The sequence below is a fragment of the Methanoregula sp. genome, from assembly GCF_049690535.1.
Taxonomy (GTDB): Archaea; Halobacteriota; Methanomicrobia; order Methanomicrobiales; family Methanospirillaceae; genus Methanoregula.
In genome coordinates this window covers 1-15,090 of sequence record NZ_JBAVMX010000013.1, presented here as the reverse complement: position 1 = coordinate 15,090, position 15,090 = coordinate 1, and the positions used below count along the sequence as shown (strand labels likewise).

General features: G+C 54.9%; 20 protein-coding genes, 2 tRNA genes and 1 pseudogene. 15 read left to right on the top strand and 8 right to left on the bottom strand.

The window, feature by feature from the left end:
* Nucleotides 1-28: 28 nt before the first annotated feature.
* Nucleotides 29-1,081: a sensor histidine kinase gene (locus WCE46_RS01015; RefSeq protein ID WP_424731833.1), complete on the bottom strand. Its 1,053-nt coding sequence runs from the start codon at nt 1,079-1,081 to the stop codon at nt 29-31.
* 142 nt (nt 1,082-1,223) lie between these two features.
* Here WCE46_RS01015 and cofG point away from each other — a divergent pair, with 142 nt between their 5' ends.
* From cofG to WCE46_RS00995, 4 genes are all read left to right on the top strand, one after another.
* Nucleotides 1,224-2,213, top strand: a complete 990-nt coding sequence (gene cofG, locus WCE46_RS01010; protein WP_424731856.1) for a 7,8-didemethyl-8-hydroxy-5-deazariboflavin synthase CofG — start codon at nt 1,224-1,226, stop codon at nt 2,211-2,213.
* Nucleotides 2,210-2,977 carry a phosphoribosylaminoimidazolesuccinocarboxamide synthase gene (purC, locus tag WCE46_RS01005; protein ID WP_424731832.1) on the top strand — a complete coding sequence of 256 codons (768 nt, stop codon included), beginning with the start codon at nt 2,210-2,212 and terminating at the stop codon, nt 2,975-2,977. Before cofG ends, purC begins: the two co-directional genes overlap by 4 nt.
* Before the next feature lie 91 nt (nt 2,978-3,068).
* On the top strand, nt 3,069-3,350 hold the full coding sequence (locus WCE46_RS01000; RefSeq protein ID WP_424731831.1) for a ferredoxin-thioredoxin reductase catalytic domain-containing protein: 282 nt from the start codon (nt 3,069-3,071) through the stop codon (nt 3,348-3,350).
* 31 nt (nt 3,351-3,381) lie between these two features.
* The gene (locus WCE46_RS00995) at nt 3,382-3,888 is read left to right on the top strand and encodes a DNA-deoxyinosine glycosylase (protein ID WP_424731830.1); all 507 of its coding nucleotides are present in this window, start codon (nt 3,382-3,384) and stop codon (nt 3,886-3,888) included.
* A gap of 18 nt (nt 3,889-3,906) precedes the next feature.
* On the opposite strand, the gene WCE46_RS00990 is transcribed toward WCE46_RS00995, so the two are convergent.
* The 7 genes from WCE46_RS00990 to WCE46_RS00960 form a co-directional block, all read right to left on the bottom strand.
* Entirely contained in the window at nt 3,907-5,562 is a 1,656-nt protein-coding gene (locus tag WCE46_RS00990; RefSeq protein WP_424731829.1) for an ABC1 kinase family protein, read from the bottom strand.
* A gap of 124 nt (nt 5,563-5,686) precedes the next feature.
* Nucleotides 5,687-6,934: a DNA methyltransferase gene (locus WCE46_RS00985; RefSeq protein WP_424731828.1), complete on the bottom strand. Its 1,248-nt coding sequence runs from the start codon at nt 6,932-6,934 to the stop codon at nt 5,687-5,689.
* Nucleotides 6,935-7,024: 90 nt separating this feature from the next.
* On the bottom strand, nt 7,025-7,225 hold the full coding sequence (locus tag WCE46_RS00980; RefSeq protein WP_424731827.1) for a hypothetical protein: 201 nt from the start codon (nt 7,223-7,225) through the stop codon (nt 7,025-7,027).
* A 247-nt stretch (nt 7,226-7,472) separates the two neighbouring features.
* Nucleotides 7,473-8,009 (bottom strand): GNAT family N-acetyltransferase, encoded by a 537-nt coding sequence (locus WCE46_RS00975; protein ID WP_424731826.1) that lies wholly within the window; start codon nt 8,007-8,009, stop codon nt 7,473-7,475.
* 211 nt (nt 8,010-8,220) lie between these two features.
* Nucleotides 8,221-8,994, bottom strand: coding sequence for a sulfite exporter TauE/SafE family protein (locus WCE46_RS00970; RefSeq protein WP_424731825.1), 774 nt, complete (start codon nt 8,992-8,994; stop codon nt 8,221-8,223).
* 50 nt (nt 8,995-9,044) lie between these two features.
* Nucleotides 9,045-9,611: a cysteine hydrolase family protein gene (locus tag WCE46_RS00965; RefSeq protein WP_424731824.1), complete on the bottom strand. Its 567-nt coding sequence runs from the start codon at nt 9,609-9,611 to the stop codon at nt 9,045-9,047.
* Between the two features lie 668 nt (nt 9,612-10,279).
* Entirely contained in the window at nt 10,280-10,588 is a 309-nt protein-coding gene (locus WCE46_RS00960) for a hypothetical protein (protein WP_424731823.1), read from the bottom strand.
* Nucleotides 10,589-10,999: 411 nt separating this feature from the next.
* On the opposite strand from WCE46_RS00960, the gene WCE46_RS00955 reads away from it, so the two are divergent.
* The 11 genes and pseudogenes from WCE46_RS00955 to WCE46_RS00905 all read left to right on the top strand — a co-directional run.
* Nucleotides 11,000-11,084: transfer RNA gene (locus WCE46_RS00955), tRNA-Ser, on the top strand.
* 35 nt (nt 11,085-11,119) lie between these two features.
* Nucleotides 11,120-11,581, top strand: coding sequence for a 30S ribosomal protein S13 (locus tag WCE46_RS00950; RefSeq protein ID WP_424731822.1), 462 nt, complete (start codon nt 11,120-11,122; stop codon nt 11,579-11,581).
* A 3-nt stretch (nt 11,582-11,584) separates the two neighbouring features.
* A complete protein-coding gene (locus WCE46_RS00945) occupies nt 11,585-12,151 on the top strand; it encodes a 30S ribosomal protein S4 (RefSeq protein ID WP_424731821.1) in 567 nt (188 codons plus the stop codon).
* A 1-nt stretch (nt 12,152) separates the two neighbouring features.
* Nucleotides 12,153-12,551: a 30S ribosomal protein S11 gene (locus WCE46_RS00940; RefSeq protein WP_422149871.1), complete on the top strand. Its 399-nt coding sequence runs from the start codon at nt 12,153-12,155 to the stop codon at nt 12,549-12,551.
* The gene (locus WCE46_RS00935) at nt 12,551-13,381 is read left to right on the top strand and encodes a DNA-directed RNA polymerase subunit D (protein ID WP_424731820.1); all 831 of its coding nucleotides are present in this window, start codon (nt 12,551-12,553) and stop codon (nt 13,379-13,381) included. The genes WCE46_RS00940 and WCE46_RS00935 overlap by 1 nt, the downstream gene beginning before the upstream one ends.
* Nucleotides 13,375-13,743, top strand: a pseudogene (locus WCE46_RS00930) (50S ribosomal protein L18e); the annotation flags it as partial. The gene WCE46_RS00935 and the pseudogene WCE46_RS00930, both read left to right, overlap by 7 nt.
* A 7-nt stretch (nt 13,744-13,750) precedes the next feature.
* Nucleotides 13,751-14,179 (top strand): 50S ribosomal protein L13, encoded by a 429-nt coding sequence (locus WCE46_RS00925; protein WP_424731819.1) that lies wholly within the window; start codon nt 13,751-13,753, stop codon nt 14,177-14,179.
* A gap of 10 nt (nt 14,180-14,189) precedes the next feature.
* The gene (locus tag WCE46_RS00920; RefSeq protein WP_424731818.1) at nt 14,190-14,591 is read left to right on the top strand and encodes a 30S ribosomal protein S9; all 402 of its coding nucleotides are present in this window, start codon (nt 14,190-14,192) and stop codon (nt 14,589-14,591) included.
* 28 nt (nt 14,592-14,619) lie between these two features.
* Complete coding sequence (locus WCE46_RS00915; protein ID WP_422150479.1) at nt 14,620-14,808, top strand: DNA-directed RNA polymerase subunit N; 189 nt, start codon at nt 14,620-14,622, stop codon at nt 14,806-14,808.
* Nucleotides 14,809-14,817: 9 nt separating this feature from the next.
* A tRNA-Pro gene (locus tag WCE46_RS00910) sits at nt 14,818-14,892 on the top strand.
* Between the two features lie 40 nt (nt 14,893-14,932).
* Nucleotides 14,933-15,090: DNA-directed RNA polymerase subunit K (locus WCE46_RS00905; protein WP_424731855.1), on the top strand; the 158-nt coding region annotated here is incomplete at its 3' end.

The following is a 15,090-nucleotide window of genomic DNA, read 5'->3' as shown; positions in this document are numbered from 1 at the left end:
TCGGATCCGGGTTAACGTGCCGGGAGTGTCAGGCAGCGGTTGCTTTACCGATACCCTCTTTTTTGAATGATTCAGAGGGGATATGGATCTCGAACCGTGTACCCTTCCCCGGCTCACCGGTCTCGGCAATCGTTATACCGGTGATCCCGAGAATTTCGCGGACCAGAAAAAGCCCCCAGCCGGTATACTTGCCAAATCCCCGCTCAAAGATCCGCTCCTTATCTGCAGCGGGAATGCCGGTGCCATTGTCCTGGACAACGAGCACTGCGCCATTCTCCTCCTCATGAACTGACAGGGTAATACAAGAGACGCTCTTGCCGTGGCGGACTGCGTTGTCCAGTAACTGGGCCACGGCCTTATCGAGCATCGGATCAGCATATACGGCAGCGTTCCCGCAGGTCTCCGCGATCGTTACCCCTTTGAGGGCAACTGCGTCACCGGCACAGCGGATCACGGAAGCCAGAGGCTGCCAGCGGGGGGGCTCGGTCCCGAGGTTCTGGTAATCTTTCGCAAACTGGAACTGCCGACGGATTTTTTCGAGGGCAAAACGCTCTTTTTCAATATACGATTTCTGTTGAGGGTCTTCGATCACCATCTCCAGCAGTTCGGTATAGCCGCTGACAGCAGTAAGCTGGTTGATCACATCGTGGCGGGTGACGCTCCCCACAAGGTTGAGTTTCCGGTTGAGGAACGCCACCTCTTTTTTTGCGCGTTGTACTGCCGATACTTTCTCGATCAGCTGCACAAGAACAGGGTACCATGCATCTGCGGACCCCGCCATGACCAAGTATTCCGCGCGGTCTGCCACCGCAGCGCGGTAAACGTCCGGATCGTACGCGGCGGCAAGGATAATCACCGGAAGATCGATCTCCCGTTCCCGTAGTTTTTTTAAAAACAAAAGGCCGTTCTCGCCATCTTCATGCACTGCAATGGCAACCGCCGGCGATTCGATCAGGTTCCGGCTAAAGGTTACCTCTGCTGATCCGGATGTTATCACCCGGTAGGCATCAGTACCGGCAAGGTATCGGCCAAGAGCAGTACAACGGTCGGTCTTTGCATCGATAATAATGACAGGTATCATACCGGATCACAGGAGGATTTCATTTCCCACTACCATTCTATCTCATCCGGATCCTATAAAGGCCATTCAATGAAGTACCAGCGCTTGCAGCCTGCACAACCTGCCGCCAGAATTTAACATGTACAAAAGGGAACGGTACTTTATGGGGCCCCGGGTGATCACGTTCTCGAAAAATGTCTTCCTGCCGCTCACCAGCGTCTGCCGGAACCGGTGCGGGTACTGCTCATTTCGAACACCGGTGAAGGACGGATGCGTCATGCTGCCGGACGCGGTGGAGAGGATCCTCTTGCGCGGTAAAGAGGCCGGGTGTACCGAAGCACTTTTTACCTTCGGCGAACACCCGGAGGAAGAACCCGAATTTTCTGCGTACCTGAAAAAAACCGGATACGATACCATCCTTGATTACTGCGAAGCGATGGCCCGGATGAGTATAGAGTACGGGATCCTCCCGCACACGAATGCCGGCATCCTCACCTATGATGAGATGAAACGGTTCCGCAGAGTAAACGCAAGCATGGGGCTGATGCTCGAAACCACCGCACGGATACCGGCGCACAACGGATCGACGGGGAAGGCGCCGGAGGTGCGCCTCGCGATGATGGAGGACGCCGGAAAATTAAAAATCCCCTTTACTACGGGTTTGCTCCTTGGCATCGGCGAGACGGTGGCCGACCGGGAGGAGTCGCTTGTGGCGATCCGGGATATCCACCTGAAGTACGGGCACATCCAGGAGATCATTCTTCAGAATTTCTGCCCAAAGGACAACACCCCCATGGCCGCGTTCCGGGTACCCGGGACCGAGGAGATCTGCGACACGATCCGGATGGCGCGCCGGATCCTGCCTGCGGAGATCGCGATTCAGATAGCCCCAAATCTTATCGACGCATCCCGGCTTATCGGGTGCGGTGTCGATGATCTGGGGGGTGTTTCCCCGGTCACCATTGACTACGTGAACCCCGAGCACCCGTGGCCGGCGATCGCGAAACTCAAAACCATCGCGGGGAATGCGACGCTGCGTGAGCGTCTCTGCATATACCCGCGGTTCATCAGCATGGGCTGGTACGACCCCGGCCTGCAACCCCTAATAAACCGGCTCGATCAACGTATTACCACAGGGAGCAGCCAACCGTGAAGCAGAAAAAACTCCTGTATACCGGCAAGGCCAAATCGGTCTACCGTACCGATGTGAAAGGAAAACTGATCGTTGAATTCCGCGATGACATCACCGCGTTTGACGGCGGCAAGAAAGATACACTCAAGAACAAGGGCAGTTACAATGCTGGCGTTTCCGCATTTGTCTTTTCCTATCTTGAAAAGAACGGCGTAAAAACGCATTTCCTTGAGATGCTTGACGAGAAAAGGATGGTCGTCTGCGAACTTTCCATGATCCCGCTCGAAGTGATCGTACGGAACCTCGCGGCCGGCTCGATCGTCAGGAACTACCCCTTTAAAGAGGGCACTCCCTTGAAGCCACCGGTGATCGTGATCGACTACAAGGATGACTCCCGTCACGATCCGATGCTAAATGACGATCTCACCGTTGCACTCAAGATTGCAACACCGGCGGAACTTAAGAGAATCAAAACGATCGCACGTAAAGTCAACGCGCTCCTCTCGGGCCTGCTCGCAAAACAGGGCATCACGCTCGTGGACTTCAAGATGGAATTCGGGCGGCAGGGAAAAACGATCTATCTCGGCGACGAGATCAGCATGGATTCGATGCGGCTCTGGGACAAAAAGACCGGCGAGTCCCTTGATAAAGACGTGTACCGGTTCAATAAGGGCGATGTGATGGTAACCTACAACCGGGTGGCAGCCCGGATCACAAAAAAACCCGGCGCTGCTGCAAAAAAAACGGTGGTAGATCCAAAGAAGGCTAAACCGAAGGCCCGGTAACGGCCAGCCACACCTGTTTTTTGCATCAAAGGACACAAAGCATAAAGTATCAAAGAAAAATACTCGTATCACCAGAATTTGGCGGACTATCATGGCACAGGACTCCCAGGCTGAAGCGGACATGCTCAAATGGGCGAACGGGATCGCCCGCAAGAATGGATGGGTGCTCAACCCCGACGAAGACCACCTGCGTATCGTGATCCGGGGGCTTGTCCGGAACAAGGAGAAGTTCGGGAGACCCTATTGCCCCTGCCGCCTGCGGAGCGGTGACGAGGAGCGCGACCGTGCAATCGAATGCCCGTGCATCTACCACAAGGACGAAATCGCAAAAGACGGGCACTGCCACTGCCTGTTGTACTATAAAAATCCATAATGGGAAAACCATTTTTGCCTGAACGTCCTGTATGACCACGACGGCAAGTCCTCCCACAGAAAAACCCGGTCTCGCACCGGTCACCGGGAAGGATCCAGAGATCCTCATCCTCGGCAGTTATCCCAGCCGCCAGTCACTTCTTAAGGGCGAATATTATGGGAACCCCCAGAACCAGTTCTGGAAAATTGTTGAGACACTGTTTGGAATCGACCGCACTCTGCCATATTCTGTCCGCACATCCCTGCTCACGGAGCACCGTATCGCTCTCTGGGACGTTCTTGCTACCTGCACCCGGTGCGGGAGCGCGGATACCGCGATCCGGGATCCGGTCCAGAACGATATCAGGGGATTTCTTGCTGCACACCCAACGATCCGGCGTGTTGCGCTTAACGGGAACACCGCCGGCCGTTATTATGCCCGAATGGGCCTCAGCATTCCCGCTACGATACTGCCATCGACAAGCCCGGCATACGCCCGTATGACATTTGCCGAAAAAACGCAGAAATGGACGTGCATCCGCACGCGGAATATCCTGTAAAAAAGAAGGGCGCCTGCCTTACCGCTCAAGCCGCAGTTTCAGGAAGATGACATGATAGATCGCATAGAAACCACAGAGCACCGCAGCGGTGTACCCGAGCACGGCAATCCATATGATCTCTTTTGGCATACTGACAGGAGAGGCCTGCAACACAAGGGAGGATCCAACCACAAGCGCGGCGACGACAAGCCCGATCATGATCTTGTCGCTTGCCCGGTCCAGCGCCATCTGGAGTTTCTTTAAGTCGGTATCGACTACTTCAAGCCGTACCGTCCCGGTCGAGAGACGCTTCAACATGAGATTGACATTACGCGGCAGGTCAAACGCCGCATCGACTGCCTCAAGCAGCGAATTTGACGCCCGCTTCGCATATCCAGCCGAAAGCACGTTGGAGTCAGCAAGCCTGCGCAGGTAGGGGGTGATCTCCCCGCCAAAACTGAACTTAGGATCGAGCCGCACGGCAACATCAAAGACCATCACAAGGGTCTTTAACAGGAGCATCAGGCTCATGGGCACCTTGAGGTTGTACCGCCGCATCACCTCCGTGAGCTCGTTGATCATAAGACCGAAATTGAACTGGGCGATCTCGTCCCCGCCGCCGAAATCGTGCAGCATGATGTAGAGATCGTCCCTGAGTCCCTCGCGGTTTTCCTCGGCAACAAAGATGCCAAAACCCTCAAGTGCCTTGAGGATCATGTCGACATCGTCTGTCGTCATGGCAAAGAGCAGGTTGACGAAGAGCTGTTTTTTCTCCGGGCGCAATACCCCTACAATGCCAAAGTCGAGAAAGACCAGATCTCCCATCTCCGAGACAAGAAGGTTACCCGGGTGGGGGTCGCCGTGGAAAAACCCGTCCTCGAAGATCATCTTCAGGTAGGCATTGAATCCCCGGACTGCGATATCATGCGGGTTGCATCCCTGTGCAGTGATCGCCTCAACGTTGTCGACCCGGACGCCCTTGACATACTCCATGACGAGCAGCCGGGAGGAGGAGTATTCCCAGTAAATCTTCGGGAAATGGATGCCGGGCACGTCCCTGAAGTTGCGTGCCATCCGTTCCGCGTTCCGGCCATCGCGGGTGAAGTCCAGTTCTTTTCGGATCTGGGTGGCGAAGTCCTGCACGAGACCGGACGGATTGTACATCCGGCTCTCGGGGAAGACCGCCTCGATCCTCTCAGCCATGGATGTGAGAATGGCAAGGTCGTTTTCTATCTGGTCAGGAATACCGGGGCGCTGGATCTTGAGGGCGACCACGGTCCCGTCTTTGAGCACGGCGCGGTGGACCTGGCCGATTGATGCGGATGCGACCGGGGACTCGTCAATCTCACAGAACCAGTCTTCCAGTTTCGGGCAGGTCTGCTGGATAACCGCAACAACCTCAGAAAACGGCAACGGTTTTGCATGATCCTGGAGTTTCTTGAGCTGCTCGATCAGTTCAGGGGGAAAGATCTCTGTCCTCGTGCTCATGATCTGCCCGAACTTCACAAACGTGGGCCCGAGTTCTTCGAGAGCAAGCCGCACACGCTCGTAAACCGTGGACTGATCCGATGTCTGTTCCGTACCCGGAAGACGGAACCGCATCCTGCCCGGGAATGCCTTCTCCAGAACAATACCAAAACCGTACTTCCACAGAATATCGATGATCTGCGCATACCGCCGGATACGGGTGACCATGGATACAGTTTGGCACTGGGGATACTTAACACTGGCTTTTTCTGCTCACAATCAGCACGCCGGTCGCGCAGGAAACAGGCTGTCAAAAGGCAGACGGTCGGGAATATTGCAATTAAGAACGGGGTTACACACGATCAGCCTTGTAAAAGACCACGATCCGGTTCGTGTTCGTGCCGGATTCGTTGTTCCCGACCCCCCATATGTTGGAGGTTTTCGAGAAGACCTGCTGGTTGATGATGATACCTTCACAGGAAAATCCGGCAGCAAGGCCGAGAGGGACAACATGTTCTTCGAGCCTGACGGTCTTTTTCCGTACCTCACCCACCTCAAATGCCACGTAACCACCGGGGGCGGTGATCCGGAACAGTTCCCGGAATACTGCACCCATCACTACCTCCCATTCCGTTACCGTCCGCGCCATCGTGATGGTATGGCCGATAGCATCCCCGTCAATGCCGCAGAACCAGCACCGGAGCCAGTTGTCATCCCGGTACTGGACAATATCCAGAAATGGCGGCGACGTGACCGTGAGTTGAACCGTATTAGATGCTATCCCCGGTATCGTCCGTGCGTCCCCGGTGAAAAAACGGGCACGGGAACCGGCACGGTTCAGGTTGGTCCGTTCGGCAGAGGAGAGGCCGGCAATCAGGCTCTTTGTCTTGCGCAGGACGAGTTTGTGAGTGTCCCGGTATTCCGGCACCTGGCAGCGTTTGCGGTTGATCCGTTCCTGGCTTTTCCGGGATACTGCCTGGTTAGGAGGAAGCGTGTATACCGAGAAAAACCCGCTGGAATGCCCGGTCAGCCGGTTGGTCGCCACCATCCCGATCCAGCGATCAACTGCATCTGAGGTGCCGTCTTCCCTTCGTCCAGTAAGGTACCGACGCAGGGAGACTATCTCACGTTCGGTGTCGGGATGATAGAACATGGAGAGATCACAATCTGCCCGATCGCCGTCCCGGGGGATCGCCTCCAGCCGTGTAGCCACCTCCTCTGCACTGGGCGGGAAGAAACGCGGTTCGGCAAGGATCCGGGAGAGTGGATTTGCATCGTTTGCGATCACCATACGACCGAGAAGTCCGGCCTCGATCGCAGTGGTTCCCCGTCCACTGAATGGATCATAGACAATATCACCGGCCTGCGTCAGCCTCTCGATAAAAAACCGGGGCAGCTGCGGCTTGAAGCAGGCCCGGTAGGATATCTCGTGCAGAGATGAGGCCTGACGCTGGCGGGAGGTCCAGAACTCCCCGGTATACCGTCGGATATGGAGAGGGCCGGACGTCTCTTCTATCAGAGCCTGTTGTCCCGAGGGGTCCCGGAATCCTGCGAGGGCGTCCTGGAACGCAACAACTTTTACCCGAGACTTGCCTGCCATCTGGATCACATCCACAGAATACCCGTGTGCAGGATAATCGTATATCTCCTGCGTTCAGGAATCGTTCCACCAAAAGGAGGGGATCAGATATCACTCGTCCGGCAACGACATATCGCTGTCAAAATAGTGCTCGTGGATACCTGTGAGCGGCAGCTGACGGATGTAATCGTAGGATCTGGATATAATCTGGGCTAGCTGATCGGCATCCGGATGACCCGCAACCCATTTTTCGATTTCGGTTACACTGGGGAATTCATCAGTATACTTGTAGTAACCGGCCGTATCTTCCACATATAAGATATCCGGTATTTAGTTATTAAAATATTATGGGTTGTTCACTACCTGATCCGGCGTAAAATTGCGGTCGGTTTGAAGCCAGACACGAAAATGCACGTGTTTACGGAGTTTCCTGCCACAGGTTTCATTAAAACATCGTTCATTAGATATCCGTGAGGAGGAACGTATCCCCGGGCCGTTTGGGGTATTCCGGACAGACAATCCGACACTTCAGGCACAAGAATCAGGCCAGACCGGAGGTTCAGCCGGCGTGGGCCCCTTCCGCTTCGAACGCCGGGGGATACCGGACCGTGCCATGGATGCCGTCAAGCGCCCCGGGGACAAGGGGACATACCATGAACACTTCATTTTTGCAGGGAAACGGCGCGTTGATCCCGAGTGTCGGTGCCGTGGTAAACCCGAACCGGGGGTAATAGGTGGGGTGCCCGACCACGATCACAATCCGGTGCCCCAGCTGCCGGCAGGCCTTGAGCCCTTCCTCGACAAGGATCGATCCAACACCTTGGCACTGGTGTTCCAGGCATACGGAAAGCGGTGCAAGGGCAACCGCCGGTACATGGCCATCTTCAGAATCAATCGTTATCGGGGCAAAGAAAATATGCCCGATAATCTTGTCATTATACACGGCAACGAGCGAGAGATCAGGGATATAGTCCCCGTCATTCCGGAGGGCGCGGACAAGCCGGGCTTCGCCATCCTGGCCGAATGCCTGGAGATTAACGTCAAATATGGCGGGGATATCTGCAGGTATTTCTGAGCGGATAAAAAAAGAATCCATCTAGATCTATAGGTCGCCCAAGTACAAGAAAGAGAGTATCGGGAGCTCAACCGGAAATCCATACTAAAAAATCCGATCCGTCAACGGGAAGACCCGCCATCAGGATGCCTTATCTGGAGTTATACTCCCAACGGAGTCGGCGGTAATCCTAAAACCCGGCTGCGGGTTTTCTCCAGGCTTTCTCTTTTTTAAAGAAACGGACTGAATCCTCTCATATGAACAGCTGGATCAAGTAGTACATCCCCACTGCCATCCCGATGGTGACAATAAGCCATTTCAGTCGGGCCGGGTCGATCCTACCGGCGATATGTCCGCCAATTGCCCCGCCAAAGAGCGCCCCGGCCGCCATCACCACGGCAAGCGGCCAGATAATAAGACCAGAGAAGAGGAAGAAGACCGCGGCAGCGACATTGGTGGCAAGGGAAAGACACTGCTTGAGCGCGTTGAGCCGGGTAAGGGTATCTTCAAGGAAGAGGCCGAGCACGGCGAGGTAAATCACTGAGAGCCCCGGGCCGAAGTACCCTCCGTAGATGGCGGCAAAGCCGGCCGGGAGGGCCGCGTTTCGGCAGCCTTTGCGGTCCGTCCCATCGTGGCCGGTCTGCCGGCGGATCCAGTCCCGGATCCGGTCCTGGACGGCGAGCAGGATCGCGGCAATGAGGATCAGGAATGGGACAAGAATGTGGAAGACCTGTTCGCTGACATATAGAAGAAGAATGCCCCCGACAAGGCCGCCGATGATCCCGGCCGGGAGAAGCATCATAAGGCGTTTTTTCTGTCCCGTAAGATCTTTTTTCTGGGCAAGCGCACCGCCGAGGTAGCCGGGGCAGAGCGCCACGGTATTGGTGATGTTTGCCACAACCTCGGGTACTCCGAGTGCCACCAGTGTGGGAAATGAAATGAGTGTTCCCCCGCCGGCAAGGGCATTAACCATCCCTGCGGCAATGGCGGCAAGCCCTGCAAGTGCAAGTTCCGATCCGGGCAGCATGCTTCAAGAGTCCTTGTGTGATGTCCTGCTGTACGGTATGCCGGTGTGCGCTAGTGCTGCAGTGCGATGAATTCCCGGGTATTCATGACCCGGACACCGATGTTTTTCATGTCGAGGATGTTTGCCCGGTGGATCTCCTCCGATTGTGCGCCGGTTGCATCGTCTACGAGGATCACCGGGTAGTTGTACGCGATGGCGTCAAAGACCGTGGTGCGGATGCAGTTGGGCGTCTGGACCCCGGTGATGACAAGTTCGGTGATGCCCAGGGTCCGGAGCATGAGATCGAGTTCGGTACCGATAAACGCGCTCATCCGTATCTTCTGGATCACGTACTCCCCCGGGAGCGGCGCAAGTTCTTCGATCTCCTGTGCTCCTGATGTACCCTCGACGGCAAACGGGTGTTTTGTAAAGAGATCCCTGCGGGTGATTTCGACATCTGACCCATCCCTGCGGTGGACCCGCAGGATGTGGAAGACCGGCAGGTGCTGTGCCCGGAAGTACCCGAGCACGTCCTGAATTTTCGGGATGACTGCCCGTGCCTGGGCCACGCTGAGCCGGGCCCCTTCACGGACAAAATCGTTCTGCATATCGATGATCAGCAGTGCGGGATGTTCCATGGATGATCATCTAAGACAGTGGGGATGCGGTAATAAGGATTGTGCGTGGGCCGGGAAGGTATCTGAGGGGGTGATAAACAAAATGTACTCATGTGACCCCCTACACCAATACTTGGAAATTTTTCCCGGAAACCTGACATTTTTATCTCTGAAAATAATGCGATCCTGCATTTTGGATTGGATTCATATAAGGGGGGTGACATGATCCAAAACTGTTTTTGCCCGGCCACAGGTCATGCATAATCGGGAAAAATAACGGTGATGAATCCTTGAAGGAGGATTTTTTAGAAAAACGAAATATCACTTCCTGACCCCCAGATCACACCGGAACCTCAGGGGAACCCTGTCGGCAAAACAGATACAATTGATCCGCTGGTCGACCCATGTGAGGGGGTGTAGAAATCCGGGTGTGAACCAATCAGTGTACATATAGATTGAACAGAGCTTCCCGCTCACGCCCCCTACACTGTATATCTAAGGAAACGGAGCCGACATTTGCACTGTATATGAGAACGCTCTTCTCGGTCTGCCGCCCCCGCCGTGTGGGCATCCCCCTGATGCGATGATGCCAATGAAGGTAATACGCACAACCTCGCACGGCGCAGGGACGGAGCGGGGGCAGGCATTGTCCCCTCCGCTAAGACAGAGGGTTTGCGCTTTTTTTCAACCTAATACAAAAATGGTTTGCTTTTAAATTGATTTCCAACTTGATCGGTAAAGACAACAATTACTTTTTTTTGTTGCATCCTTTGACCAAATATTGGAGTAACTTCGTAAAAGTATACATCATCGACACGGAGTTCGTAATTTTTCCAACTGGATAGTTCGATCCCTTCATCTGAATTAAATATTTCTACTTGGCGAATTTTAGATTGCGATTTTAAATGCAATTTCTCTAGTATTGTTTGCCAGATCCCTTTGTAATCTTGAATAACTCCATGAGATAATGTAACTGTTTTCAAACCGCAATTGGTCACAACAATTGTCTCGTACCCGTCAGTTATCTGATCTTGATTGGGCCAAGATTCATATTTTTACTTTATAATCAGTAGAAACTTTTACATTGGGTCTGCGAGTTTTCATATTTTGATATGTGTTGAATATTGACAGGCCTGCTCCAGTTATTGCTGCTACAGGCACACCTACTGTAAGAAGAAAACCTATCAAATCCATTAATCAGTTATTCCGAACAACACATATTAGTAATTCGTGATTGATGGTGAATATCTGAAAAATTCTTTGTTATTCACTTGGTAACGTTCCGCTATTGTAATGCTGGGTACACCCCCCCAAACACTTATTACCCCAACCCTACCATATTATGAAGCACCATTCATGGAGCAGCGGACTATCCGTTGCGAGTGTCTGAGAAGATGCGAGATTCCTCTGTTGAGGTAGCCAAGCCTGGTATGGCGCAGGTTTGCTAAACCTGTGTCCCCTTGGGACTCGAGGGTTCAAATCCCTCCCTCAGCGCTTCAAAGAGACAATCTCAAAATCGAGGGGATTGGATGGCACAGGAAGAAGAAATAAAATACTTTGTACGGATTGGTACTACCGATCTGGACGGCACGAAGTCGGTGCGGGTAGCACTGACCGGCATCACGGGTGTCGGCAGGCATACCGCCATGGTTATATCCCGCATGGCCGAAGTGGACGAGTACGCAAAGCTCGGCCTCATGGACGAGGAGTCGGTCAACCGGCTCCGCGCCGCTGTTGAGAAATACTCCGGGAGCATCCCAACATGGATGGCAAACCGGCCAAAGGATCTCTACACCGGCGAGACCAAGCACCTTATTGGCGGCGACGTCGCGCTCGCCCGCGATGAAGACGTCAATATGATGCGGAAGATCCGCTGCTACAAGGGCATACGGCACGAAACCGGCCAGAAAGTCCGCGGGCAGCGCACCAAGTCAACCGGCAGGACCGGCATGACCGTCGGTGTCAAGAAGACCAAGGAAGGGGGGCAGTAAGCCATGGGATACCCAGGTAAGAACCACAAGTCCTACCAGACGCCCAAGCGCCCGTGGGAGAAGACCCGGATCGAGGAAGAGACCCGGCTCGTCATCGAATACGGCCTGCGCAACAAGCGTGAGGTCTGGAAGGCGCAGAGCCACTTAAGGAAGTACCGCTCGGCCGCCCGGGAGCTGCTCGCCCTCATGTCCAACAGCGCTGATCAGGCAGTTTTTGACGCAAAAAAGACCGAGCTTATCAGCCACATGCAGCGTGCAGGACTTCTTGGCCCCGATGCGGGCATCGAGAATGTGCTCTCGCTCAAGGTCCCGGCCCATCTCGAACGCCGGCTCCAGTCCCTTGTCTACAGGAAGGGTCTCGCCCGGTCGCCGAAGCAGGCACGCCAGCTCGTCACGCACGGTCACATTGCCATTGCCGGCCGGCGTGTCACCATCCCGGGATACCTTGTAACCCGCGGTGAAGAGTCCGGGATCTCCTACTACGGCACGTCGCCGTTCGTGGATGCCACTCACGCAGAGCGCACCCGGATCACAAAGCCCGCAGGTGCCACTGGCGCAGGGGTGAACTAAGATGGCGGCAAATGATAAGGAAAAGTGGGGCATTGCACACATCTTTGCCTCCTTTAACAACACGATCATCACCGTGACCGATCTCTCCGGTGCAGAGACCGTCACCAAGAGCAGCGGCGGCATGGTCGTCAAGCAGGACAGGAACGAGAGTTCCCCGTACGCGGCCATGCAGATGGCCTCGAACGTCGCCGCCATCGCCCGCGAAAAGGGTATTGTCGGTGTCCATGTGAAGGTACGTGCACCCGGCCAGGGCAAACAGCGCAGCCCCGGACCCGGTGCACAGGCAGCCATCCGTGCGCTCGCCCGTGCCGGCATGCGTATCGGACGGATCGAAGATGTTACGCCTGTCCCGCACGACTCATGCCGTCCAAAGGGTGGCCGGCGGGGAAGGAGAGTGTGATGGAGATCGAATTCGCGAGTCTGGACGACACCCTTGCACGATTCACGCTCTCAGGAGCGAAGCCCGGCTTTGCAAATGCATTCCGCAGGGCAATGATCGGCGAGGTGCCGACTCTTGCCATCGAGGATGTGCGCATCTACGACAACACGAGTGCACTCTTCGATGAGATGCTGACGCACCGCCTCGGGCTTATCCCTATCAGGACCGATCTTTCCAGTTATTCGACTCAGGAATCATGTTCGTGCGGAGGGGCCGGATGCCCGTCCTGCACGTCTACCTACACGCTCAGCGTTGAGGGCCCCCGGCTGGTCACCTCAAGTGACCTCATCCCGCAGGACCCCAAAGCAACGCCCGTGTCCGAGAACATTCCCATCGTGAAACTCACGAAGGGACAGAAACTGGTCATCGAAGCGCGTGCTGTCCTCAACAAGGGCAAAGTACACGCGAAATGGCAGCCGACACTCGTGTGCGGGTACAAAAACCACCCCATCATCACGATCAGTGCGACCTGCGACGCATGCGGGAACTGCGTGGACGAATGCCCTCGCAGTATCCTTGCAGTCAAAGGCAAGAAAGTCGAGGTCGTCGAGGGCAAGCTCCCCGACTGCTCCATGTGCAAGCTCTGTGAAAAGGCCTGCATTGCGAGCGGTATTGGGGACGAGCCGGCGATCAAGATTACCGCCGCACCCGACCAGTATATTTTCGTGGTCGAGGGAGACGGGTCGCTGCCGACAAAAGAGATCATGGTCCAGGCGCTTTCCTACATAAAGGAGCAGGCAAACGAGCTGGAGAAACAGACAAGCGAAATTTCAGGGGAGGAAAAGAAATGACAAGACTAGTGGAGAAGACGAACCCCCGTCTTACCAACCTCATCTTACTCTTGAAGAACACGTCACGGGAAAATGAGGCCAAGATCTGGCGCGAAATTGCAGGCAGGCTGGAGACCCCGAACAGGAACTACGCTGAGGTCAACCTGTCCAAGATCAACCGCTACGCTCACAACGGCGAGACAATTCTCGTTCCGGGAAAGGTGCTGGGCAGCGGTATGCTGGATCAGTCCGTGAAGATTGCAGCGCTGAATTTTTCCGAATCAGCAACGAGCAAGATTAGGGACGCAAACGGGCAGTGCATGACGATCGAGCAACTGTTAAAGGACAACCCCAAGGGGAGCGGTGTCCGGATCCTGAGGTGAACAAGACATGGTTACCGTAATTAACGGAGACGGGCTCATCCTTGGAAGGCTTGCAAGCATTACCGCCCAGCGTGCCCTTGCCGGTGAAGAGATCGCGATCGTGAATGTCGAGCAGATTATCATCTCCGGGAGTCGCGCACGCGTTCTTGGCAACTACTACCACAAGCGCGAACGCGGCGCCTCCGGTGACCGCTGGGGACCGTTCGTCCCGCGCCGTCCGGATCATCTCATGAAGCGGACCATCCGTGGTATGCTCCCCTACAAGCGCCCCCGTGGCGCCGAGGCAATGAAGCGCATCAAGTGCTACGTCGGTGTCCCGGCGGAATTTGCCGGCGTAACGATGGAAGTTCCCGAAGAAGTCCACATGGACCGGCTCCACAACCCGCAGTTTATTACACTCGGAGCGGTCTGCACGGCCCTCGGAGCCAAGTTCTAAGGTGGTCACCATGGCAAAGATCATAAACACAAGCGGAAAACGCAAGACAGCAATCGCACGGGCGACCATAAAGGCTGGCAAAGGTATGATCCGGGTCAACTCTGTGCCGCTGGAGAAGTACGGCACCGAGACCACCCGGATGAAGATCGCCGAGCCGCTCCTCCTTGTCCCCAGCGCAGCAAACGAAATTGACGTGACTATCGACGTCTCCGGCGGCGGTGTCATGGGACAGGCCGAGGCAGTGCGCACTGCACTTGCCCGGGGTATCCTGGAGTGGACGAACGATCCCGCGATCAAGGATGTCTACCTGGCGTATGACCGGACGCTGCTTGTCAACGACTCCCGTCAGAAAGAAGCCAAGAAGCCTCACGGCCGTGGCGCACGCAAGAAGTTCCAAAAGTCTTATCGTTAAACAAAAGATATATGAGAGGTCGAAAATCTTGATACCCGTACGATGTTTCACCTGTGGAAAAACCATTTCCACAGCGTGGGAAGAATTTAAGGCGCGGCGGGAGAAAGGCGAGGATCCTAAAAAGATCCTCGACGATCTCGGTATCACCCGATACTGCTGCCGGCGCATGCTCCTGACACACAAAGAGATCATTGATGAACTCAACCCGTACCAGTGATATGACCGAGGGGTCGTAGGGTAGCCTGGTCTATCCTATTGCGTTCGGGACGCAGTGACCTGAGTTCAAATCTCAGCGACCCCATTTCCAATTGCAAACAATGGAACAATTTTGAGGATGAGGAATGCAGACGCAAGTTTACACCCGGTATGAACGGGCGAGGATTATTGGAGCAAGGGCTCTGCAGATATCAATGGGTGCTCCGTTACTAGTCACTACTTCACGGATCGATCCTTTGGAGATCGCCATCGAGGAATTCAACGAGAACGTTATCCCCATTAC